The organism is Pseudomonas putida, from assembly GCF_005080685.1.
Classification (GTDB): domain Bacteria; phylum Pseudomonadota; class Gammaproteobacteria; order Pseudomonadales; family Pseudomonadaceae; genus Aquipseudomonas; species Aquipseudomonas putida_V.
Map to the genome: position 1 here is coordinate 2,787,965 of NZ_CP039371.1, position 21,678 is coordinate 2,809,642.

At 65.2% G+C, this 21,678-nt stretch carries 19 protein-coding genes and 2 pseudogenes; 13 read left to right on the top strand and 8 right to left on the bottom strand.

What is annotated here, in order from left to right; all coding sequences use genetic code 11:
- Positions 1-2: 2 nt before the first annotated feature.
- Positions 3-272, top strand: coding sequence for a DUF3077 domain-containing protein (locus tag E6B08_RS12860; RefSeq protein ID WP_136914355.1), 270 nt, complete (start codon positions 3-5; stop codon positions 270-272).
- A 114-nt stretch (positions 273-386) separates the two neighbouring features.
- Here the strand turns inward: E6B08_RS12860 and E6B08_RS12865 are convergent, their stop codons facing one another.
- The 5 genes from E6B08_RS12865 to E6B08_RS12885 are packed head-to-tail and all read right to left on the bottom strand — an operon-like array spanning position 387 to position 6,541.
- Positions 387-2,117: an acetyl/propionyl/methylcrotonyl-CoA carboxylase subunit alpha gene (locus E6B08_RS12865; protein ID WP_136914356.1), complete on the bottom strand. Its 1,731-nt coding sequence runs from the start codon at positions 2,115-2,117 to the stop codon at positions 387-389.
- Positions 2,114-3,715 (bottom strand): carboxyltransferase domain-containing protein, encoded by a 1,602-nt coding sequence (locus E6B08_RS12870; protein WP_136914357.1) that lies wholly within the window; start codon positions 3,713-3,715, stop codon positions 2,114-2,116. Before E6B08_RS12870 ends, E6B08_RS12865 begins: the two co-directional genes overlap by 4 nt.
- A gap of 9 nt (positions 3,716-3,724) precedes the next feature.
- On the bottom strand, positions 3,725-4,519 hold the full coding sequence (locus tag E6B08_RS12875) for a putative hydro-lyase (protein ID WP_136914358.1): 795 nt from the start codon (positions 4,517-4,519) through the stop codon (positions 3,725-3,727).
- An 8-nt stretch (positions 4,520-4,527) separates the two neighbouring features.
- Positions 4,528-5,286, bottom strand: coding sequence for a LamB/YcsF family protein (locus E6B08_RS12880; RefSeq protein WP_136914359.1), 759 nt, complete (start codon positions 5,284-5,286; stop codon positions 4,528-4,530).
- 22 nt (positions 5,287-5,308) lie between these two features.
- Positions 5,309-6,541: an NRAMP family divalent metal transporter gene (locus E6B08_RS12885; protein ID WP_136914360.1), complete on the bottom strand. Its 1,233-nt coding sequence runs from the start codon at positions 6,539-6,541 to the stop codon at positions 5,309-5,311.
- Positions 6,542-6,858: 317 nt separating this feature from the next.
- Here E6B08_RS12885 and E6B08_RS12890 point away from each other — a divergent pair, with 317 nt between their 5' ends.
- From E6B08_RS12890 to E6B08_RS12910, 6 genes and pseudogenes are all read left to right on the top strand, one after another.
- Positions 6,859-7,458 (top strand): GntR family transcriptional regulator, encoded by a 600-nt coding sequence (locus E6B08_RS12890; RefSeq protein WP_238349355.1) that lies wholly within the window; start codon positions 6,859-6,861, stop codon positions 7,456-7,458.
- 261 nt (positions 7,459-7,719) lie between these two features.
- Positions 7,720-8,427 (top strand): annotated as a pseudogene (locus E6B08_RS31495) (cache domain-containing protein); the annotation flags it as partial.
- Between the two features lie 363 nt (positions 8,428-8,790).
- Positions 8,791-9,285: pseudogene (locus E6B08_RS31500) on the top strand (methyl-accepting chemotaxis protein); the annotation flags it as partial.
- Between the two features lie 191 nt (positions 9,286-9,476).
- A complete protein-coding gene (locus E6B08_RS12900) occupies positions 9,477-10,226 on the top strand; it encodes a gluconate 2-dehydrogenase subunit 3 family protein (RefSeq protein ID WP_136914363.1) in 750 nt (249 codons plus the stop codon).
- Positions 10,227-10,228: 2 nt separating this feature from the next.
- Positions 10,229-12,004: a GMC family oxidoreductase gene (locus tag E6B08_RS12905; protein WP_136914364.1), complete on the top strand. Its 1,776-nt coding sequence runs from the start codon at positions 10,229-10,231 to the stop codon at positions 12,002-12,004.
- A gap of 12 nt (positions 12,005-12,016) precedes the next feature.
- Complete coding sequence (locus E6B08_RS12910) at positions 12,017-13,339, top strand: cytochrome c (protein ID WP_136914365.1); 1,323 nt, start codon at positions 12,017-12,019, stop codon at positions 13,337-13,339.
- A 262-nt stretch (positions 13,340-13,601) separates the two neighbouring features.
- Here the strand turns inward: E6B08_RS12910 and E6B08_RS12915 are convergent, their stop codons facing one another.
- On the bottom strand, positions 13,602-14,294 hold the full coding sequence (locus tag E6B08_RS12915) for a type 1 glutamine amidotransferase domain-containing protein (RefSeq protein ID WP_136917392.1): 693 nt from the start codon (positions 14,292-14,294) through the stop codon (positions 13,602-13,604).
- Between the two features lie 168 nt (positions 14,295-14,462).
- Here E6B08_RS12915 and E6B08_RS12920 point away from each other — a divergent pair, with 168 nt between their 5' ends.
- From E6B08_RS12920 to E6B08_RS12930, 3 genes are read left to right on the top strand one after another with little or no spacing between them, the layout of a single operon-like run.
- Positions 14,463-14,801, top strand: coding sequence for a DUF2501 domain-containing protein (locus E6B08_RS12920; RefSeq protein ID WP_136914366.1), 339 nt, complete (start codon positions 14,463-14,465; stop codon positions 14,799-14,801).
- Between the two features lie 25 nt (positions 14,802-14,826).
- A complete protein-coding gene (locus tag E6B08_RS12925) occupies positions 14,827-15,645 on the top strand; it encodes a substrate-binding periplasmic protein (RefSeq protein WP_136914367.1) in 819 nt (272 codons plus the stop codon).
- Positions 15,642-16,241, top strand: a complete 600-nt coding sequence (locus E6B08_RS12930; RefSeq protein ID WP_136914368.1) for a dimethylsulfonioproprionate lyase family protein — start codon at positions 15,642-15,644, stop codon at positions 16,239-16,241. The genes E6B08_RS12925 and E6B08_RS12930 overlap by 4 nt, the downstream gene beginning before the upstream one ends.
- Here the strand turns inward: E6B08_RS12930 and E6B08_RS12935 are convergent.
- Positions 16,225-16,839: a nucleotidyltransferase family protein gene (locus tag E6B08_RS12935; protein ID WP_136914369.1), complete on the bottom strand. Its 615-nt coding sequence runs from the start codon at positions 16,837-16,839 to the stop codon at positions 16,225-16,227. The genes E6B08_RS12930 and E6B08_RS12935 overlap by 17 nt on opposite strands.
- A 75-nt stretch (positions 16,840-16,914) precedes the next feature.
- Here E6B08_RS12935 and E6B08_RS12940 point away from each other — a divergent pair, with 75 nt between their 5' ends.
- The 3 genes from E6B08_RS12940 to E6B08_RS12950 are packed head-to-tail and all read left to right on the top strand — an operon-like array spanning position 16,915 to position 20,620.
- On the top strand, positions 16,915-17,430 hold the full coding sequence (locus tag E6B08_RS12940; protein ID WP_136914370.1) for a (2Fe-2S)-binding protein: 516 nt from the start codon (positions 16,915-16,917) through the stop codon (positions 17,428-17,430).
- Positions 17,427-18,416 carry an FAD binding domain-containing protein gene (locus tag E6B08_RS12945; protein ID WP_136914371.1) on the top strand — a complete coding sequence of 330 codons (990 nt, stop codon included), beginning with the start codon at positions 17,427-17,429 and terminating at the stop codon, positions 18,414-18,416. Before E6B08_RS12940 ends, E6B08_RS12945 begins: the two co-directional genes overlap by 4 nt.
- Positions 18,413-20,620, top strand: coding sequence for a xanthine dehydrogenase family protein molybdopterin-binding subunit (locus E6B08_RS12950; RefSeq protein WP_136914372.1), 2,208 nt, complete (start codon positions 18,413-18,415; stop codon positions 20,618-20,620). The genes E6B08_RS12945 and E6B08_RS12950 overlap by 4 nt, the downstream gene beginning before the upstream one ends.
- Here the strand turns inward: E6B08_RS12950 and E6B08_RS12955 are convergent.
- A complete protein-coding gene (locus E6B08_RS12955; protein ID WP_136914373.1) occupies positions 20,617-21,639 on the bottom strand; it encodes an XdhC family protein in 1,023 nt (340 codons plus the stop codon). The two genes, E6B08_RS12950 and E6B08_RS12955, sit on opposite strands and share 4 nt — an antisense overlap.
- Positions 21,640-21,678: the final 39 nt, after the last annotated feature.

The following is a 21,678-nucleotide window of genomic DNA, read 5'->3' on the forward strand; positions in this document are numbered from 1 at the left end:
ACATGGCAGACAAGGCCAAACCCGTTACGACCGCCGGCGTGGAAACCTTCCTGGATGTCGGCAACCCACCTCTGGACCTGCTCCGCGTGCAACCCGGCATCCCGATCGATGATGCCTACGAACAAGTCTCCATTCTGTTGGGTTACATCAAGCATCTGGTACGCGAAGGCGATATGGAAGATGACCATAAGTTGTTAGGGGCTGCGGATTATCTCAATGCTCTGGCGAAGGCGCTTATGAACGATATCGAGATAGCCAAAAACAAACATTGAGTCAGCGCTTCGCTCTCGCTTCTAGGTGCGCATAAGTTCACTTTCCGGCAGCACGCGGCCCCTCGGGCGCGAAGGCCCGAGTGCGCGTGTTACTTCAGGATGAGGCGGGGTGGATCAGTCGATGTGGCCGATACGGGCGCGGGCATCGTAGTAAGTGCCGGGCTGCTCGGTGATTTTCAGCGTGCCGGCGCAAGGCGCCAGGATCGAAGTTTCCATCTTCATCGCTTCCATCACCGCGATCACCTGGCCGGCTTCCACCTGGGCACCGTCTTCAGCCACCCAGGCATGCAGGTTGCCGGCCACGGGCGTGACCACGGCGCGCTCGTCCACGGCTTCGGCGGAGGCAGGGGTATCTGCCACTGGCACCGCACCGCCAAGATTGATACCCGCCAGCAAGCCGGCCGGCAGACCCAGTTCGTGGCGTTTACCATCGATTTCGACGAAGGTGCGCAGCACGCCTGCGTCAGCAGTGCTGGCGGCACGCGGGGCAATGGTGATGTGTTCGGCGAAGTCGGTCTCGATCCAGCGGGTGTGCACCGAGAAGGTGTCGTCGGCGGTGAAATCTGCGTGATCCATCACCGCTCGGTGGAACGGCAACACGGTCGCCACGCCGTCGACGCCGAATTCAGCCAGGGCGCGGCGGGCACGGCGGATGGCCTGCTCGCGGGTGGCACCGGTGACGATCAGCTTGGCGATCATCGAATCGAAATTGGGCGACACCCGCGAGCCCTCGACCACGCCGCTGTCCAGGCGTACACCTGGGCCGCTCGGTGGCTGGAAGCGCTCGATGGCCCCAGGTGTGGGCAGGAAGCCGTTACCCGCATCCTCGGCATTGATACGGAACTCGAAGCTGTGGCCACGCGGGGCAGGGGTGCCCTGGAACGACAGCGCCAAGCCATCGGCGACGCGCAACTGTTCGATCACCAGGTCGATACCGCTGGTTTCCTCGGTGACCGGGTGCTCCACCTGCAAGCGGGTGTTGACCTCCAGGAACGACAGGGTGCCATCGCTGCTCAGCAGGAATTCGACGGTACCGGCGCCGACATAACCGGCCTCGGCGCAGATCTTGCGGGCCGAGTCGTGAATGCGTTGGCGCAGGGCGTCATCCAGGTATGGCGCCGGGGCTTCCTCGATGAGTTTCTGGTTACGCCGCTGCAGCGAACAGTCGCGGGTACCGACCACCTCGACGCGGCCATGGCGGTCGGCAATGATCTGCGCCTCGATGTGGCGTGGGCGGTGGAGGAAGCGCTCGACGAAGCATTCGCCACGGCCAAAGGCAGTGACCGCCTCGCGCACTGCAGACGCGTACAGGTCGCTGACTTCGTCGAGCTTCCAGGCCACCTTGAGGCCGCGACCGCCACCACCGAAGGCTGCCTTGATGGCGATCGGCAGGCCGTGTTGCTCGGCGAAGGCCAGGACTTCAGAGGCGTCCTTGACCGGGTCCTCGGTGCCGGCCACCAGCGGTGCGCCGACCTTCAGGGCGATGCGCCGGGCCTGCACCTTGTCGCCCAGGGCATCGATGGTGTCGGGGTTGGGGCCGATCCAGATCAGCCCGGCATCGAGCACCGCGCGGGCGAAATCGGCACGCTCGGAAAGAAAGCCGTAGCCCGGGTGCACGGCATCGGCACCAGCACGGGCCGCCACGGCCAGCAGCTTGTCGATGTTCAGGTAGCTGTCGGCTGGGCGCTGGCCATCGAGTGCATAGGCTTCGTCGGCCTGGCGTACGTGCAGGGCATCGATGTCGGCATCGGCGTACACCGCCACGCTGGCGACGCCATAGTCACGGCAGGCGCGGGCGATACGCACGGCGATTTCGCCACGGTTGGCAATCAGGACCTTTTTCATCGGGCTTGGATCTCGTCGGAATGGGCAGGCCGCACGGGCTCGAAGGCGCCCAGCGGATTGAAGCGGATATGCGCGTTGACCGGGATCTGCCCGGCCAGGTCCAGGTGATACGGCGCGACCACGCCGATCACCGGGTAGCCACCGGTCAGCGGGTGGTCGGCCAGGAACAGCACCGGTTGCCCGCTGGGGGGCACCTGGATGGCGCCGACGCTGGTGCCTTCGCTGGGCAGCTCACCGTCGATGGCGCGTTGCAGCGGCTGATCGCCTGCCAGGCGAATACCGATGCGATTGGACTGCGGGGTCACTTGCCATTGCTGCTCGGCCAGCAGCGCCTGGGCTTGGGGGGTGAACCAGTCGCTGCGCGGGCCCATCACCACATCCAGGGTGACGACCTCGCCGGAGCGCGGCATGGCGAACGCGGGTTGTTCATCGAGCGAGACAGCGGCGCCGCCAACGCGGGCGTTGAAACCCAGGCGATCACCTGCAGCCACGGCCTTGGGGCCGACCTGGGCGAGGGTGTCGGTGGCCAGGCTGCCCAGTACAGGAGTAGCGCTGAAGCCGCCACGGATGGCCAGGTAATTACGCAAGCCGGCGCTGGGCGCCTGCAAGCTGACCTGATCGCCCGCCTGCAACGTGAACGGCGCATACAGGGCAGGGCGCAGCACCTGGCCACTGGCGGTACGGACTTCGATCACGGTGCTGGCACCGGTGACGGCTGCCACGGTATGGCCTCGGCAAATGAAGCTCAGGCCGCCCATGAGCACTTCCAGGCAGGCACTGCCCGGGTCGTTGCCCACGGCGCGGTTGGCTGCCCGCAGTGCGCCCCGGTCCAGGGCGCCGGAGGCCGATACGCCTTGGCCGGCGCGACCAGGGCGACCGAGGTCCTGGAACAGGGTCTGCAGGCCTGGCGAGAGGATTTCGAGGTGGCCGTCAGTGGCCGAATCGGCCGGCGCGGCGGCAGCTTGCACCTGCACCTGCACCGCCGCCTGCGGCCCCGCATCGACGAAGCGCACGCGATAACCAGGTTGCAACAGGGCCGGCTCGGCGCGGTCCAGGTCCCACATGCGGGTCGCGGTGACGCCGATGATCTGCCAGCCGCCGGGGCTGGCCTGCGGGTAGATGCCGCTGAAACCGCCGGCCAACGCCACCGCGCCAGCCGGGATGCGGGTGCGCGGGGTGCTGCGCCGGGGCACGACGAAGCCGGCACCGCCGCTGAGATAGGCAAAGCCTGGGGCAAAACCACAGAAGGCTACGCTGTAGTCGCTGCCGGTGTGGCGGCGGATCACTTCGTCGCGGCCGATGCCCAGCTCGCGCGCCACGTCGTCGAGGTCTTCGCCGTCGTAGTGCACCGGGATCTCGATGAGCTTGCCGGCCTCACGCGCCGTGGCGCTGATATCGCGCCCGGCAATCTGTGCGGCGAGCGCCTCGCGGCTGACCGCACTGGGGCGAAAATACACCAGCAACGTGCGCGCCGCGGGCACGATCTCTTCTACGCCAGCGATGGGCGCCTGCTGCAAGGCGTCGAACAGGGCGAGGGTCTCGTCCAGGTTCGCCAGCTCGACCAACAGCGCATCCAGGCTGACCGGATAGAAACGCATGATCCACTCCTATACGTGGTAATGGCTGTCGGGAACGTCGGTGATGAACATGTGCCCTGGCGCGTGGGAGATGGCGAACGGCACTTTCGAGGCCATCACCACGGCCTGGGGGGTGACCCCGCACGCCCAGAACACGGGGATTTCCCCTGGATTGATGGTCACCGCATCGCCAAAATCGGGGCGAGCGATGTCGGCGATACCGAGCAGGCCGGGCTCACCGACATGCACTGGCGCACCGTGCACGCCGGGGTAGCGGCCAGTGATCTTGGCCGCGTCGGCGACGCGGTCGGCCGGGATCGGGCGCATCGACACCACCATGTTGCCTTGCAGGCGGCCAGCGGGGCGGCAGGCACGATGGGTGCGGTACATCGGCACGTTGCAGCCTTCGCTGATGTGGCGCACGTCGATACCGGCCTCGAGCAGGTCGTTCTCGAAGGTGAAGCTGCAGCCGATCAGAAAACTCACCAGATCGTCGTGCTCGGCCCACAGCTGGCGAGCGTCGCTGACTTCCTCGACCAACTGCCCGTCACGCCACACGCGATACAGCGGCAGGTCGGTGCGCAGGTCGGCGTCAGCGGCGAGGAACGTCGAATGCTCGCCTGGCTCGGTGACGTCGAGCACCGGGCAGGCTTGCGGGTTGCGCTGGGCGAAGAGCAGGAAGTCGTACGCCCATGCGCGTGGTAGGCAGATCATGTTGCACTGGGTCAGGCCGGGAGCATGACCGGCGGTGGGCGAGACCAGGCCATCACGGTAACGGGCGCGGGCGGCAGCGGCGGCTTCGCGGGCTTGCTGGAATGGGTTCATGGTCAACCTCAGGAAAATGCGCGGAGGGTGGCGCCCGCTTCGAGCAGGCGGTGCTTGACACTGCGGGCGATATCGACGGCATCGGGGCTGTCGCCGTGCACGCAGATCGAGTCGGCCTGCAGTCGGATCACCTGGCCGTCCTCGGCTTCGATTTCGCCATCGCGCACCAGGCGCAGCATGCGCTGGGCGATCAGTTCGGCATCGTGCAGCACGGCGCCAGGGCGACCACGCGAAACCAGGGTGCCTTGGGCGGTGTAGGCGCGGTCGGCAAAGGCCTCGGCGACGCACTTCAGCCCGGCTTCGGTCGCCCAGCCGATCAGCGGCGAGTTGGCCAGGCACACCAGCTTGAGCTGCGGGTCGATGCGCAGCACCGCCTGGATCACCGCCGCTGCCTGGACCGGGTCGGCGGCAATGGTGTTGTACAGCGCGCCGTGGGGCTTGACGTAGCTCACCTGGGTGCCGACGCTGCGGGCCAGGCCTTGCAGGGCGCCAATCTGATAGATCACGTCGGCGCGGAGCTGCTCGGCGGGCACGTTCATGTTGCGGCGGCCGAAACCGACCAGGTCGGGGTAGGACACATGGGCACCCACGGCCACGCCACGTGCGGCCGCAGCCTCCAGGGTGCGTAGGATCCCGGCGGGGTCGCCGGCATGGAAACCGCAGGCGACGTTGGCGCTGGTGACGATTTCGAGCATCGCGGTGTCGTCGCCCATGCTCCAGGCGCCGAAGCTTTCGCCGAGGTCGCTATTGAGGTCGATGGCAGTCATGAAAAGGGTCTCCGTGGCAGTCTCAGGCTGCGTTGATGAAGGCGAAGATGGCACCGGCCGATTTGAATGCCATGTACCACGACAACAGGCAGGTCAGCACGCCCAGTACCAGCAGCCAGCGCGGGTAGTGGTAGCCGCCCATCAGGTCGGAGCGGCGCCAGCCGACGTACATGAAGATGCTCAGGCCCAGCGGCAGGATCAGGCCGTTGAAGCCACCGGCGAACACCAGCAGTGCCGCGGGCGGTTTGCCTGCTGTCAGGTATACGGCGAGTGCGACCAGAATGAAACCGACCGTGGCGCGGTGACGGATGCGCTCGTTGATCTGCTTGGACAACACGGTGATGAACGACATCGAGGTATAGGAAGCGCCGATCACGCTGCTGATCCCCGCTGCCCACAGCACCAGGCCGAAGGCGATCAACCCGGCATTGCCTGCCGCCGCGCTGAAGGCCTGGGCTGCAGGGTTGGCGGCCTGGCCGGATACGTCGATCACCACACCGCTGGCGACTACGCCGAGGATGGCCAGGAACAGGACATAGCGCGCCACGCCGGTCACCAGGATGCCGGTGAGGGCAGCCTTGGAGACCACCTCGATGTTTTCCACGCCCACGGTGCCCTTGTCCAGCAGACGATGCGCGCCGGCATAGGTGATGTAGCCGCCCACGGTGCCGCCGACGATGGTGGTGATCGCGGCGAAGTCGACGAAATCGGGCCATACCGCCTGGCGCAGGGCTTCACCCAGCGGTGGGTGGGTGGAACACGCCGCGAACACGATCAGGCCGATCTTCAGCGTGCCGAGCACGATCATGATGCGGTCCATGGCAACGCCGGCGCGGTGCGAAGAGAAGATGCCGATGGCCACCAGCGCACTCAGCGCGCCACCCCATTTCGGGTCCATGCCGGTCAGGGCGTTGAGGCCCAGCCCCGCGCCAGCGATGTTGCCCAGGCTGAACACCAGGCCACCGAAGATCACCAACACCGCCAGCAGGTAGCCACTGCCAGGAATGGCGGCGTTGGCCAGGTCCGAAGCGCGCATGCGGGTCAGGGTGACGATGCGCCAGACGTTCAACTGTACGACGAAGTCGATCAGGATCGAGGCCAGGATGCCGAAGGCGAACGCAGCGCCGAGGGTAGCGGTGAAGGTGGCGGTCTGGGTGAGGAAACCCGGGCCAATGGCTGAGGTGGCCATCATGAAGATCGCGGCGATCAGGGACGATCGCCGGGCCTTGCTGAACTCTAGAGCGGTCTGTGTCACAGCAGCATTCCTACAATGAGAGATGACTTCGCCGAGCAAGCGCCGTGCCACATACCTCATATTTGTGTCTATTCGGTGAATCATGCGGCATTGATTGTTCAACAATCTATGTTTGATGGATGAGCATTATGCACCGGATTGTTACACTTTCACTCATTCGTGCTACCTGATGAAGCACGCCGTGGCTTTGTGCCTTGCCAGGTAACGAGGTCTCAGGGAACATCCATCCGTCTCCTTACCCTGGATTGCCCATGAACGACGCTGACACTTCACTCCCACGCACTCTGGGTGAATCCATCACGCAAGACATTCGCAGGATGCTGGTCGAAGGCGAGCTGGTGCCGGGGCAACGCCTTTCCGAGGCGGCGCTGGCCGAGACCTTGCAAATTTCCCGGAACACGCTGCGCGAGGCGTTCCGTGTATTGACGCGCGAAGGCCTGCTCAAGCACGAACCCAATCGCGGCGTGACCGTCGCCGAGCCGGACATGGCGTCGATCATTGACATCTACCGCGTTCGTCGCTTCATCGAGTGCAAGGCCATCGCCCAGGGGTTTCCTTTGCATCCCGGGACGCTGCACATGCGCGAGGCGGTGGAGGCGGGCATGCAGGCGCGCGAAGCCAAGGACTGGGTCGGCGTGGGTACGGCGAACATGCTGTTCCACCGGGCTGTCGTCGAGTTGGCCGACAGCCCCCGGTTGCTGGTGTTCTATGGGCAGATCTCGGCCGAACTGCGCTTGGCATTCGGGGTACTCAACGACCCGGAGTTCCTGCACCTGCCTTATCTGGACATGAACGCGGCGATCTTGCGGTGTGTCGAGGAAGGACGGTCGGAGGAGGCGACGCGCATGCTGGAGAATTACCTGGTGCAGTCGGAGCGCATCGTGCTGGCGGCGTATGAGCGGCGGGTCAAGCGCTGACGAGCAGCGGATGCAGGTCGCCGCGCAAAAGGGCTGCTGAATCGATTTTCCTGAAATTTGACGTCAAAATGCCATCAAAAGCTTTCAAGATGTTTCACATCTGGCCGATAGGACAAGTCCACACGACCAGGAGGTGATCTGTCCATGAAGCTTACAGTGAAGAGCAAGCTGCTCTGCCTAGCCATCGTCCCAGCGTTGCTATTTGCCCTGATTCTCAGTGGCGTCGCCTCCTGGATGTTGCAGCGCAGCGCCACGACAGAAATGAAGGAAGGACGCGAAAAACTGGTGGAGCGCAACCGCCAGGTACTGAAAAACTACGTGGACGTGGCCCTGACCACCATCCAACCCCTGCACGATGCCTCCACCCAGGGCGATATGCAGAGCCGCGACAAGGCGCTGGAGTTGCTCAAGCCGGTCAAGTTCGGTGACGAGGGCTACTTCTTCGGCTACGACACCAAGGGCGTGCGGGTCTTCCGCGGCGACAGCCCGGCCGGCGTCGGCACCAGCTTCTGGAATACCCGCGACCCCGACGGCTCGTACCACTACCAGACCTTCGTCGAGGTGGCCAAGAACGGCACCCACTACATCGACTACCAGGCGCCCAAACCGGGTGACGAAGCGGTGCAGGTACCCAAGCTCGGCTACACCGTGTACCTGCCGAAATGGGACCTGGTGCTGGGTAGCGCGATCAACATGGACGACATCGACGCTGCCATGGCCCTGGAACAGGCAGCCGTCGACAAACGTACCCGCAGTATCCTGGTCAGTGTATTCGTGGTGACCCTGGTGCTGCTGCTGGCCACCGCCGCCGTCGGCGCCTGGATCGCCAACAGCATCGTGCGCCCGCTGCGCGTGCTCAAGACCAACCTCGACGACATCGCCGCCGGCGACGGCGACCTGACCCATCGCCTGGCCATCACCAGCCGCGATGAACTGGGCGACCTGGCTGCCTCGTTCAACCGCTTCGTGGAGAAGATCCATGGCATGGTCCGCCAGATCGCGCAGATGACCACCGATCTTGCAGGCTTGGTCGAGCAGGCCACCCAGCAGACGCTTCGCTCCGAGCAGGCCATGCAGCGCCAGCGCGAAGAGACCGACCAGGTCGCCACCGCCATCCACGAAATGTCCGCCGCCGCGCAGGAAGTCGCGCGCAGCGCCCAGCGCGCCGCCGAGGCCGCCTCGGAAACCGACCAGCAAGGCCAGGCCGCGCGCAAGGTGGTGGGGTCGAGCATCAGCGGCATGAGTTCGCTGGTCGAGGACATCCAGCTCAGCGGCACCAGCCTCGACAGCCTGCAACAGGACGTGCGCTCGATCGTCTCGGTACTCGACGTTATCCGCTCGATTGCCGAGCAGACCAACCTGCTGGCGCTCAACGCGGCCATCGAGGCCGCCCGCGCCGGTGAGGCCGGACGTGGCTTTGCCGTGGTCGCCGACGAGGTCCGCGCCCTGGCCAGCCGCACCCAGCAAAGCACCCAGGAAATCCAGGGCATGATCACCCGCCTGGAAACCGGCACCCACGCCTCGGTCGAGGCGATGCGCCGTTCCACCGAAGCCGGGCAGGGCGCCAACGAGCAGACCAACGCCGTCGGCGCCTCGCTGGACTCGATCTCCGGCCTGATCGCCACCATCAATGCGATGAACGCGCAGATCGCCAGTGCCGCCGAAGAGCAAACCTCAGTGGCCGAGGAAATCAACCGCAGCGTGCACCAGATTGCCGGTGCCGTCGAAAATCTCGCCGAGGAAACCGAACAGAGCGCCAGTACCATGCGCGACGTTTCGACCTTGGGCGGCAACCTCAGCGCCCTGGTCCGCCAGTTCAAGATCTGAATAAACGTTTCAGCCGTCCGCGGCGGTGGTCGCGGGCAGCAATTGCTGGTTTAGTGACGACTGATTGCTTAGCTACGTAATGATTAGCTGGCGATCATATCGCGCGGTGCCGAGGATCGGTCCGCCCGACTCATGACGAGAAACATAAGAAAAAAGCACTCCCCGTGTTTAGCCCAAGGAGTAGAAGCAAGATGCTCGATGACGATACATCCCCCGCACGGCGCGATTTCCTGCGCAAATCGCTGACGCTGATCCCGGTTGTCACCCTGGCCGGCGCCGGCGTTCCCACCGCCACCTTCGCCCAGACACCCGCCAGCGACGCAGCGGCCAAGCCCACGGCAGTACCCGCGCAAGCGGCGGGTGAATACCAACCGACCTTTTTCACCCCAGAGGAATGGGCTTTCGTGATCGCCGCGTGCGATCGGCTGATTCCATCCGACCATGTCGGCCCTGGCGCCGTGGAGCTGGGCGTGCCCGAGTTCCTCGACCGGCACATGCAGACGCCGTACGCCAACGGGGCGATCTGGTACATGCAAGGGCCCTTCCTCGAAGCCGCACCGGAGTTCGGCTACCAGGGGCGACTGAACCTGCGCGAAACCCTGCGCATCGGCATCAAGGCGTTCAACGGCCACTGCCGCAAGGCGTTCGACGGCAAGGCCTTCGCCGAGCTGTCCGATGCCCAGCAGGAAGACCTGCTCAAGGCCGCGGAGGCCGGCAAGCTGGCGCTGGACGACATCTCCTCGAAGCTGTTCTTCAGCAGCCTGCTCGCCGAAGTGCGCAATGGCTACTTTGCCGACCCCTCGCATGGTGGCAACAAGAACATGGGGGCCTGGAAGATGATCGGCTACCCCGGCATGCGTGCCGATTACATGGACTGGGTGACGGTGCGTGACAAGCCGTATCCGTTCCCACCCGTGGACCTGGCCGGACGGAGAGGCTGATCATGGCAAATGCAAAACCGAAAGTGGACGCCGTCATCGTCGGCATGGGTTGGACCGGGGCGATCCTGGCCAAGGAACTGACCGACGCCGGGCTGCACGTGGTGGTGCTCGAACGTGGCGCCGACCGCGACACCCAACCGGACTTCGCCTATCCCAAGGTGGTCGACGAACTGGAGGGTTCGGTGCACCGCCGCTACCTGCAAAGCCTGGCCCAGGAAACCGTCACCGCGCGCCACAACCCAGGGAGCACAGCCGTGCCTTATCGGCAGATGGGTTCGTTCAAGCCGGGTACCGGCGTCGGCGGCGCCGGCAGCCACTGGTCCGGCTGCCATTTCCGTGCGCTGCCGGAGGACTTCAAGCTGCGCAGCAACGTCGAGCAGCGCTACGGCGCCAAGTTCATCCCGTCGGACATGAGCATCCAGGACTTCCCGATCACCTACGAGGATCTCGAGCCGCATTTCGACCACTTCGAGCATGTGTGCGGGACCTCGGGCAAGGCCGGCATCATCAAGGGCGTGCGCCAGCCGGGCGGTAACCCGTTCGAAGGCTCGCGCTCGCGTGAGTTCCCGCTGGGTCCCAACCCCAACTACCTGGGCGCGGAGATGTTCTACAAGGGCGCCCGCGAAATGGGCTGGGATCCGTATCCGATCCCGGCATCCAACGCCTCGGGCCCGTACGTCAACCCGTACGGTTGCCAGATGGGCCCATGCAACGCCTGCGGTTTCTGCAGCGACTATGGCTGCCTGAACTACTCCAAGGCCAGCCCCAACATCAGCATCCTGCCGGTGTTGCGCCAGCGCAAGAACTTCGAACTGCGCACCCACGCCCAGGTGCTCAAGGTGAACCTGGACAGCGACGGCAAGAAGGCCACCGGCGTGACCTACCTCGACGCCCAGGGCCGTGAAGTCGAACAGCAGGCCGACCTGGTGCTGCTGTGCGCGTTCTCGCTGTACAACGTGCACCTGATGCTGCTGTCGGGCATTGGCAAACCCTACGACCCGCAGACCGGTGAAGGCACGGTGGGCCGCAACTACTCGTACCAGAACCTCAACCGTGTGGTGCTGTTCTTCGACAAGGACGTGCAGGCCAACCAGTTCATCGGTATCGGCGGTGCCGGCACCACCATGGACAACCTCAACGGCAACCAGCTCGACAATGCCAGCGCCGGCTTCGTCGGTGGCGGCATCATCTGGGCGCGCCAGCCGGGCGCGGGGCCTGTGCGCGGGATCAATGTGCCGCCGGGTACGCCCAACTGGGGCACGGCCTGGAAACAGGCGGCCAGCGATGCGTTCCGTCACTCGTTCTATTTCGAGGTGCAGGGTGCCTGCATGTCGTACAAGCAGCACTACCTGAGCCTCGACCCGACCTACAAGGATGCCTTCGGCAGACCGCTGCTGCGCATGACCTTCGACTGGCACGACAACGAGGTCAAGGCCTCGCAGTTCCTCGTGGGCAAAGCCCTGGAGATGTCCAAGGTGCTCAACCCGACGGCGCTTTCCGGCGACGCCAAGAAGCCGGGCGAGCACTACAACATCACCAAGTACCAGAGCACCCACACCTGTGGTGGCGCGATCATGGGCAGCGACCCGAAAACCTCGGCGCTCAATCGCTATTTGCAATCGTGGGACGTGCACAACGTGTTCGCCATCGGTGCCAACGCCTTCCCGCAGAACAATGGCTACAACCCGACCGGCATGGTCGGTGCGCTGGCGTACTGGTCGGCCAAGGCGATTCGCGAGCAGTACCTTAAAAACCCTGGCCCGCTGGTCCACGCCTAAGGAGAAATGACCATGAAGAAGTTTCTCCTGCGCTTGCTCGGCCTGGCGCTGCTGGTGTTCATCGCCGTGCTGGCGTATGCCCTGTGGCCGACCAAAACGGCGCCGGTGGCACCGATCGCCAGCGTTGACCAGGCGCTGATCGACAAGGGTCGCTACCTGGCCGATGCCGGTGACTGCACCGCCTGCCACACCAGCAAGGACGGCAAGCCGTTCGCCGGTGGGCTGGCGATCGCCTCGCCGATCGGCACCCTGTACAGCACCAACATCACGCCGGACAAGGACACCGGTATCGGCAACTACTCGCTGGACGCGTTCGACCGCGCCTTGCGCCACGGTATCGCCGCCAACGGCGACAGCCTGTACCCGGCCATGCCGTATCCGGCCTACGCCCGTGTCAGCGATGACGACGTGCGGGCGCTGTATGCCTACTTCATGCAAGGGGTGGCACCGGTCCAGGCCGAAAACCGTGCCAACGATGTACCCTGGCCGCTGTCGATGCGCTGGCCGCTGGCGATCTGGCGCAAGCTGTTCGCCCCAACCCCGCAGGCCGTGGCCTTCGACGCCGGCCGCTACCCGGACGCGCAAGTCGCCCGTGGTGCCTACCTGGTGCAAGGCCTGGGGCATTGTGGCAGCTGCCATACGCCGAGGGCGGCGACCCTGCAGGAAAAGGCCCTGGACGAGTCGGGCGAGGCCTTCCTTGCCGGTGGCCCGGTGATCGACGGCTGGTTGGCGGTGAACCTGCGCGGCAACCAGGCCGACGGCCTGGGAGCCTGGAGCGCCGAGGACATCGTCGCGACGCTGCGCAGTGCGCGCAGTCCTACCCATGCGGTACTCGGCGGGGCCATGGGCGATGTGGTGGTGCACAGCACCCAGCACCTGGGTGACGATGACCTGCTGGCCATTGCCGCGTACCTCAAGACCCTGCCGGCGAGCGCCGACTCGGTGTCGTCATTCAAGGCCGATCCGGCGACCGCCAAGGCATTGCAGGCCGGTCAGGAGAGCGGCCGGGGCGCCGAGTTGTACGTCGATAACTGCGCCGCCTGCCATCGTACCGATGGCCTGGGTTATGCGCGGGTATTCCCGAAGATCGCCGGCAACTCCTCGGTGCTGTCTGCCGACCCTGTTTCGATGATTCGCTTGGTCCTGCACGGCAGCAAGCTGCCAGCTACCGCCAGCGCGCCTTCGGAACTGGGCATGCCGGGCTTCGCCTGGCGCATGAGCGATGAGGAAGTGGCGCAGTTGCTGACCTTCGTGCGCAGCAGCTGGGGCAACCAGGCGCCGCAAGTGACCGCGGCCAGTGTCGCCAAGGTCCGCGCGACCCTGGCGAGCGAGTAACGCCCGCAGTCGACCCGCGCGCCGTAATGCCGTTCACTTAAGCACGATATCGCCGGCATTGGGGCCGCTTTGCGGCCCTCTCGCGACACAAGGCCGCTCCCACACTGACCGTGAAGGCCTCTATCTACAGGGCAAGCTCGGAAAATGTGGGAGCGGCCTTGTGTCGCGAGAGGGCTGCGCAGCGGCCCCGGCATTCTTAAGTGAACAGCATTAACCCGCGCGCCGGAGCCGGTGCAATGCAGGCTCCGGCGCGCTGGACGTTTCAGGCGCTGGGCTCGGCCTTGAGGCGCTTGATGAGTGCCTCGGCGACGCCTTCGGAGGATGCCGGGTTCTGACCGGTGATCAGGTGGCCATCCTCGACCACGTGGCTCTGCCAATCGGCTGCCTTCGAATACTGACCCCCCTGACCCTTGAGCATGTCCTCGACCAGAAATGGCACCACCGCGCTCAGGCCGACCGCGTCTTCCTCCGAGTTGCTGAAACCGGTCACTTTCTTGCCCTTGACCACGGGCTGGCCGTCGGGCGCCTTGACGTTCTTCAACACCCCAGGGGCGTGGCAAACGGCCGTTACCGGTTTGTTGGCGGCGTAGAAGGCCTCGATGAGGATTTTCGAGTCGTTGTCCTCCGCCAGGTCCCACAGCGGGCCGTGGCCACCTGGGTAGAACACGGCATCGAACTGGTACGGGTCGATTTCCCCCAGCGGCACGGTATCGGCCAGTGCCATCTGCCCTTCGGTGTCGCTGGCGAAGCGCCGGGTGGCCGCCGTTTGCGCGTCCGGCTCGTCGCTCTTGGGGTCCAGCGGCGGCTGGCCGCCCTTGGGCGAGGCGAGGGTGACATCGGCCCCAGCGTCGATGAATACGTAATAGGGCGCGGCGAATTCCTCCAGCCAGAAGCCCGTCTTCTTGCCGGTATCGCCCAGTTGATCGTGGGATGTCAGGACCATCAGGATCTTCATCATCTACGCCATCCTCCAGCAGGGTCGACGCAGCGCGCCAGTCGCACTGCATATGGGGTGAGAGGGTGCAACGGATTCAGAGGTTCAGTAGCGGGGCCAGCAGGCCATGTTCCAGATAGCTGCTAGAGTCTAATACCTGCGCATCCCGGACGCGCTACAGGAGGCAACATGAGTCCCATTCGACGTTCCACCCTTTGCATCGCTCTGGCTTGTTCCATCGGTTCGCCCTGGGCGCTTGGGGCAGGGCTCTCCGACCTGGGGGGGCTGACCTCCGGCGGAACCGGCAAGGTCGCCGGAGTGCTCGAGTACTGCGTGAAAAACAACTACCTCAGTGCCGATGCCGCCACGGCGGTAAAGGACAAGCTGCTCAGCAAGGTCTCGGGTGGTACCTCCGATAGCGACTATCAAGCAGGTGCCGAGGGCGACTACAGCGTTGCCGGGATGAAAAAGAAGGTCACCAAGCAGGTGTGTGAACAGGTCCTCAAGCAAGGCAAGTCGTTGATCTGAGCCTGACTCCAGGGCGGACTGGACAATGCACGGGCGTGGAGCTTACCGCTGGCCATGCCTGCTGCTGTGCTTGTGCCTGGCGGCCGCTGGGGTGCTGGCGCAGGAAAGCTGCGGGCAACTGACCGCCACCGGCAACCCCGAATATCCCCCTTACCTGTGGCGCGACCCAAAGGACCCGCAGCGCCTGATTGGCGTCAATGCCGACCTGCTCCGGCAAGTGGGCGATGCGCTCGGCCTGGACGTGAAGGTGGTCTACGCTGGTCCCTGGTCACGCGCCCAGGAAGAAGTGCGCACCGGGCATATCGATCTGCTGGCCGGCTATTTCATCACCCAGGCCCGTGAGCAGGCGATGGACTTCATCAGTCCAGCCTTCCTGTATACGCCCAGCGTGGTCTGGGTACGCGAGGACGGCGCATTCGCCTATGAGAAATGGGACGACCTCAAAGGCCGAAGGGGCGGCACGCTGGTCAACAACAGCCATGGCCAGCAGTTCGACGATTTCGCCAAGGCCAACCTCGACCTCGAGGCAGTGCCCAGCGCCCGCCAGGCATTCGAGAAATTGTTGCTCAAAAGGAGCGACTACGTGGTGTACGAGCAGTACCCCGGCATGGCCCTGGCGCGCCAGTTGAACATGGACGGGCGCCTGAAGGTGCTCGCGCCGGCGGTGTCCAGCGAGGGGCTTTACCTGGCGTTGTCCCATGCTTCACCCTGCAACCAGCCGCGGTTGCGTGAGCTTCTGGCGAAGCAGATGAGGCAGATCGTCTCGGGGCCATTGCCACGGCAACTGCTGGAGCACAACCTGCAACGCTGGGAGCAGCAGCAATCTACAGGAGACGCAGAGTGACCTCGTCAGAACCGATCCCACCCGTAGCCCGTTTTATCGCCGAAATCGACCGCTGGCTGCGCCAGCGCGGAGCCACGGGGTTTGCCAGCGAGCAAGTGGCGATGGTGCCTGGCAGAGCCACCGCCGAAGTTCCTGCACAGGTCCAGGCGTGGTTTGCCGATAGCAGCACGCGGGCCTTGACCACTACGCCGGCGTTGGCGGGCGTGGTCACGACTTTGGCGGCACTGGTGCCCGAGCTCGATTGGTATAAACGGCCCAGCGATGGCTCCGACACAGGCTTCGATGCGGGCCATTTCAATGCCATCATCGTCGGCAATGCGGGGCTGGCGTCGCTGGGGCCGGTATTGATCGGCGTTTCGCTGATGGCCAGTGGCGTCAGCTATCCCGTGCACCGACATCCGCCGGACGAGTGCTACGTGGTGTTGTCGCCTGGAGAGTGGTGGCGCGAAGACGCAGGCTGGTGGACGCCGGGTATCGGCAACCTGGTGCACAACGCCGGCAACCAGTTGCATGCCATGCGCGCCGGTGCCGCGCCGCACCTTTCGGTGTGGATACTGCGCGGCGAAGGTGCGGCCGGATTCAACCAGGTGAGCTGAATCGACCGGCAAGGTCCGCCGGAGTGTCGATATCCAGCAGCACGCCGGGGTCGTCCACCTCGACCCGCATGCAGGCCTGTGCATGGGCCGCGACCACCTGGCGACCGCCCTGGTCGCCCTGTACCTGCTCCAGCGCGGCCCAGAATGCCCGCCCGAAGATGACCGGGTGACCTCGTTGCCCCTGGTGGACGGGCATCACGATGCGTTGGGCATGGGCATTGGCACAGAGCGTGCGCAGCGTCGATTGGGCAATCCATGGCATATCGCCCAGCAGCACGGCCGCTGCCTGGGCGGATGAGCCACGTAACGCGGCGATCCCGGCAGCCAGGCTCGCGGAAAGCCCGCTTGCAGCTTGCTGCGCCCGGACCACGGTCACGCGTGAATCGATGTCCAGCGTTTGCCTGTCATCCCCTGGACGTAGCACGACGGTGACTTCATCGAAGTGTTCCAGCGCCCGCGCAAGGGTGGCGCTGAGCACGGTCTGGCCGCTCGTCAAGCGCGCTTGGCGCTTGTCGCTGCCAAAACGAATGCCTTGGCCTGCCGCCAGCACCAGGGCATGGCAGGGGCAGGCGTGAGTGGTCGATTGCTTTGAACGCATTTGTGAGCCCTTGGGTCGGACCTGAAAAAGCAGCATCCGCTGCACACAAGCATACCGACCGTGAGGCAATTCGTGATGACTCAATTGCAAGATGCCAATCCAGGCCTGTCGATTGGCCTGACCATCAATGGCCAGCCCAGGCGATTGACTGTAGCGCCTTGGACCACACTGCTCGACCTGCTACGTGAGCAACTGGACCTGGTGGGCACCAAGAAGGGCTGCGACCATGGCCAGTGCGGCGCCTGCACGGTGCTGCGCAATGGCGTTCGGGTCAATGCCTGCCTGACCCTGGCGGTGATGTGCGATGGCGACCAGTTGACCACCATCGAAGGCTTGGCCGAAGGCGACCACCTGCACCCCTTGCAGCAGGCGTTCATCGATCACGACGCGTTCCAGTGCGGCTATTGTACGCCGGGGCAGATCTGTTCGGCATTGGGCCTGGCCCACGAGGGTAGGGCCCATTCGCCTGAGCAGTTGCGTGAAGCCATGAGCGGCAACCTCTGCCGCTGCGGCGCCTACGGCAACATCATCGCGGCCGTGGAACAGGCGTTGCCGCTGATTCATCGCGATGGCCGAGGGCCGCGCCCATGACCCCGTTCGCCTACAGCAAACCCTCCAGCATCGAACAGGCCTTGCACCAGGCCGGGCCGCAGACGCGCTTCATCGCCGGTGGCACCAACCTGCTCGACCTGATGAAGGAAAACATCGCCAACCCGCGCACGATCATCGACATCACCGGCCTGCCGCTGCGCGAGGTGAGCGAAACGGCCGCAGGCGGCGTGCGCATCGGTGCGCTGGTGAGCAATGCGGATCTGGCCTGGCATCCGCTTGTCGAACAGCGCTACCCGCTGCTGGCCCAAGCCATTCTCGCGGGGGCCTCGCCGCAGTTGCGCAACATGGCCAGCACCGGCGGCAACCTGCTGCAGCGCACCCGTTGCCATTACTTCTACGATGTCGGCAGCCCCTGCAACAAGCGCCTGCCCGGTAGCGGCTGCCCAGCGCGCAACGGGCTCAACCGCAACCACGCGATCCTCGGCGCGAGCGTGCATTGCGTGGCGGTGCACCCCTCGGACCTGTGCGTGGCCCTGGCAGCGCTGGATGCCGTGGTGCACGTGCGTGGGCTGGGTGGAGAGCGCTGGGTGCCTTTCGCTGAGTTCCATCGTCTGCCGGGTGAGCATCCCGAACGCGACAACTGCCTTGCCGACGACGAGCTGATCCTGGCCATCGAGCTGCCCGCGCCCCGGTTCGCCGCGCGTAGCCACTATCTGAAGGTACGTGACCGGGCTTCATATGCCTTCGCCCTGGTCTCGGTAGCAGCCGGGCTCGAACTCGATGGCGAGCACATCGGCAGCCTGCGTCTGGCCTTGGGCGGCGTGGCGCACAAGCCGTGGCGCGACCCGGGGGTGGAACAGCGTTTTACCGGCCAGCCGGCAAACCCGCAGACCTACGCGCACGTCGCAAGAGCGTTGCTGCAGGGCGCCCAGGTACTGTCTGGCAACGCCTTCAAGGTCGCGTTGGCGACCCAGGCGATCATTCGCGCACTGACCGAGGCACAGGCTCAGGGAGACGACCAATGACCCACTTCGAACCCAGCAGCGGCCAGCCACTCAATCGCATAGACGGCCCGGCCAAGGTCACCGGCCAGGCCCGCTATGCAGCAGAGTACCCCGCCGATGACCTGTTGCACGGCAGCGTGGTCTGCAGCCACATGCCCCGTGGTCGCATCCGCCACATCGACTGTAGTGCTGCGCTGGCGGTGCCCGGCGTGATCGCCGTGTTGCACCACCTGGACCGCCCGCCGATGGCCGGTGACGACGAACCGTACCAGGACGCCGATGCCGCTGACGGCAAGCCGTTCCGGCCGTTGTTCAACGACCGCGTGCTGTACAGTGGCCAGCCCGTGGCACTAGTCGTCGCGCAGAGCCTGGAACTGGCCCGGCACGCAGGTGCGCTGCTGCGCGTCGAGATAGAGCCTGAGCCCTTCGAGACCGATCTGCTGGCGGCCCTTGATCGTGCTCACTCGGCGCCTGCCGAGCTCCCCAAGCCCCGCGGCGATTTCCAGCGGGCCTTCGACGCCGCCCGGTTCAAGGTGGACGCGGCGTACAGCACGCCGAGCGAACACCACAACCCGATGGAGCCGCACGCCTCGACGGTGATCTACCAGGCCAATGGCAGCCTGCAGGTGCACGACAAGACCCAGGGCACCCAGAACAGCCAGGACTACCTGCACAAGGTATTCGGCCTGGCCAAGGACAAGGTGCGGGTCTGCGCGGCCTATGTCGGCGGTGCCTTCGGTTCGGGGTTGCGGCCTCAGTACCAGCTGGCGCTGGCGACCATGGCCGCGCTGAAACTCCGGCGCTCGGTGCGCGTGACATTGACCCGGCAGCAGATGTTCACCTTTGGCTATCGGCCCCGCACCTTGCAGCGCCTGCAACTGGCTGCCGACGACCAGGGCCGCCTGCAGGCGGTGCGCCACCAGGCGACGGCCCAGACCTCGCGCTTCGAGGACTTCACCGAGCACGTCGTGGAATGGAGCGGCATGCTCTACCGCTGCGACAACGTGGCGATGGACTATCGACTGGTCCCGCTGGATGTCTACACCCCTCTGGACATGCGTGCTCCGGGCGCGGCACTCGGTTTGATCGGCCTGGAGTGCGCCATGGACGAGCTGGCCGAGACCGTGGGAATGGACCCGATCGCCTTGCGTCAGGCCAACTTCGCCGACAGCAACGGCAATGAGGGCAAGCCATACTCCAGCAAGGCCTTGCTCGACTGCTACCGGCAGGGCGCCGAGCGCTTTGGCTGGGCTGCCCGCGATGCGCGCCCAGGTAGCAGGCGCGAAGGCCACGAACGGATCGGCTGGGGCATGGCCGGTGGGGTCTGGGAAGCGATGCAGATGAAGGCCAGTGCCAAGGCGCGGCTGGATGCCGATGGGCACCTGTGGGTCAGCAGCGCGACCACCGACATCGGCACCGGCACCTATACCGTGATGACCCAGATTGCCGCTGACGCGGCCTTGATGGCAGTCGGCGATATCACGTTCCAGCTGGGTGACAGCTCGCTGCCGACCGCGCCGCTGCAAGGCGGCTCGTTCACCGTGTCTTCGGTCGGATCCGCTGTGCGACAGGCTTGCGAGGTGTTGCGCGGCAAGTTGGTTGACGTCGCCAGGTCGCGCTTTGGCGAAGTGGCCAGCGAGCCCGCGGAGCGTTTTCGCATAAGCGCAGGCCGCTTGCAAGTTGGGGACCGCAGCTATGACCTGGGCGCCTTGCTGCAGGACATGCCCGGCGGTGTGCTCGAAGTGCAACTGCAGGCCGAGCCTGGCGCCCGCCGCCAAGGCTTTTCTACCGCCACGCATTCGGCAGTGTTCGTCGAAGTGCGAGTGGACGAGACGCTGGGCACGATACGGGTCAGCCGGGTGGTCAGTGCCATTGCCGCAGGCCGGGTGATCAATCCCAAGACCGCGCGTAGCCAGATTCTCGGTGGTGTGGTCTGGGGCTTGAGCATGGCCCTGCACGAGCAGACCGAGGTCGACCATCATCTGGGACGCCCGATGAACCACAACCTGGCCGAGTATCACATTCCGGTGAACGCCGATATCGGCGACATCGACGTGCTGTTCGTCGACGAGCCCGACGACATCGTCAATGAGCTGGGCTCCAAGGGGGTAGGGGAAATCGGTATTCTCGGCGTCGCCGCAGCGGTGGCCAACGCGGTCTACAACGCCACCGGCAAGCGCTTGCGCGACTTCCCGATCACTCTCGACAAGGTGCTGGCCGGCTAGGCCGCCGGCACCTGCACCTCGCGGGCGCGCTTGGCCACGGACACGCTGACCTCGCCGGGCAGCGCGATGTGGTTTTTTGCGGCAAGAATCTGCGCCATGACGCTGACGGCGATTTCCGGCGGCGTCTTGCTGCCGATGTAGATGCCGATGGGACCGTGCAGGCGTGCCAGTGAGGCCTCGGTCTCGCCGAAGTGTTCGATCAGCCGTTCGCGACGCAACTGGCTGTTGCGTCGCGAACCAATGGCACCGATATAGAACGCCGGGCTGTGCAGGGCTTCGAGCAATGCCAGGTCATCGAGCTTGGGGTCGTGGCTGAGGCCGACGATGCAGGTGCGCAGGTCGGGCGCGAAGGCGCGGACCACGTCATCCGGCATGCCGACGATCTTCTCCACGCCGGCCACGTTCCAGCCGCTCATGTATTCGGGGCGCGGGTCGCACACCGACACCTTGAAGCCGTTGAACAGCGCCATGGTCGCCAGGTACTCGGCCAGCGCACCGGCACCGATCAACAACATGCGGTAGCCCGGGCCAAGGGTGTTGACCATGCGCCGACCGTCGAAGTCGAACTGCGCCGGGGCATCGCTGGCTGCGAGGCTGGCGATACCGCTGTTCAGGTCGAGGCTGCGCTGCACCAGGTGGCCGGCATCCAGGCGTTCCAGCAGTTGCTCGAGGACTTGCCAGCTGGGGTCGAACTCCAATACCAGCGCGAGGGTGCCACCACATGGCAGGCCGAAACGATGCGCCTCGTCGGCGCTGACGCCATAGCGCACCACGTCGGGCAGCCCCACCTGCATCCCGGGGCCGCCGTAGGCGGTGGTGTAGCGGTGGATCAGGTCATCTTCGATGCAGCCACCGGAGACGCTGCCGACCACCCGGCCATCTCCGCGCAGGGCCATCATCGAACCCACCGGCCGGGGCGACGAGCCCCAGGTGCGGGCGACGGTGGCGAGCAGCACACGCTCGCCAGCCTTGCGCCATTCGTAGGCGGTACGCAGTACCAGCAGGTCAATACTTTCCATGGGCTCCTTTGCACCTCTGTCGATCAGGCTATCTGCAAG

Coding starts and splice junctions, on each gene's coding strand:
- E6B08_RS12920 (WP_136914366.1), top strand. CDS start 14,463: ATGAGTCCCATTCGACGTTCCACCCTTTGCATCGCTCTGGCTTGTTCC.
- E6B08_RS12910 (WP_136914365.1), top strand. CDS start 12,017: ATGAAGAAGTTTCTCCTGCGCTTGCTCGGCCTGGCGCTGCTGGTGTTC.
- E6B08_RS12935 (WP_136914369.1), bottom strand. CDS start 16,839: ATGCGTTCAAAGCAATCGACCACTCACGCCTGCCCCTGCCATGCCCTG.
- E6B08_RS12945 (WP_136914371.1), top strand. CDS start 17,427: ATGACCCCGTTCGCCTACAGCAAACCCTCCAGCATCGAACAGGCCTTG.
- E6B08_RS12880 (WP_136914359.1), bottom strand. CDS start 5,286: ATGACTGCCATCGACCTCAATAGCGACCTCGGCGAAAGCTTCGGCGCC.
- E6B08_RS12890 (WP_238349355.1), top strand. CDS start 6,859: ATGCTGGTCGAAGGCGAGCTGGTGCCGGGGCAACGCCTTTCCGAGGCG.
- E6B08_RS12950 (WP_136914372.1), top strand. CDS start 18,413: ATGACCCACTTCGAACCCAGCAGCGGCCAGCCACTCAATCGCATAGAC.
- E6B08_RS12925 (WP_136914367.1), top strand. CDS start 14,827: ATGCACGGGCGTGGAGCTTACCGCTGGCCATGCCTGCTGCTGTGCTTG.
- E6B08_RS12940 (WP_136914370.1), top strand. CDS start 16,915: ATGACTCAATTGCAAGATGCCAATCCAGGCCTGTCGATTGGCCTGACC.
- E6B08_RS12875 (WP_136914358.1), bottom strand. CDS start 4,519: ATGAACCCATTCCAGCAAGCCCGCGAAGCCGCCGCTGCCGCCCGCGCC.
- E6B08_RS12870 (WP_136914357.1), bottom strand. CDS start 3,715: ATGCGTTTCTATCCGGTCAGCCTGGATGCGCTGTTGGTCGAGCTGGCG.
- E6B08_RS12865 (WP_136914356.1), bottom strand. CDS start 2,117: ATGAAAAAGGTCCTGATTGCCAACCGTGGCGAAATCGCCGTGCGTATC.
- E6B08_RS12905 (WP_136914364.1), top strand. CDS start 10,229: ATGGCAAATGCAAAACCGAAAGTGGACGCCGTCATCGTCGGCATGGGT.
- E6B08_RS12860 (WP_136914355.1), top strand. CDS start 3: ATGGCAGACAAGGCCAAACCCGTTACGACCGCCGGCGTGGAAACCTTC.
- E6B08_RS12900 (WP_136914363.1), top strand. CDS start 9,477: ATGCTCGATGACGATACATCCCCCGCACGGCGCGATTTCCTGCGCAAA.
- E6B08_RS12955 (WP_136914373.1), bottom strand. CDS start 21,639: ATGGAAAGTATTGACCTGCTGGTACTGCGTACCGCCTACGAATGGCGC.
- E6B08_RS12915 (WP_136917392.1), bottom strand. CDS start 14,294: ATGAAGATCCTGATGGTCCTGACATCCCACGATCAACTGGGCGATACC.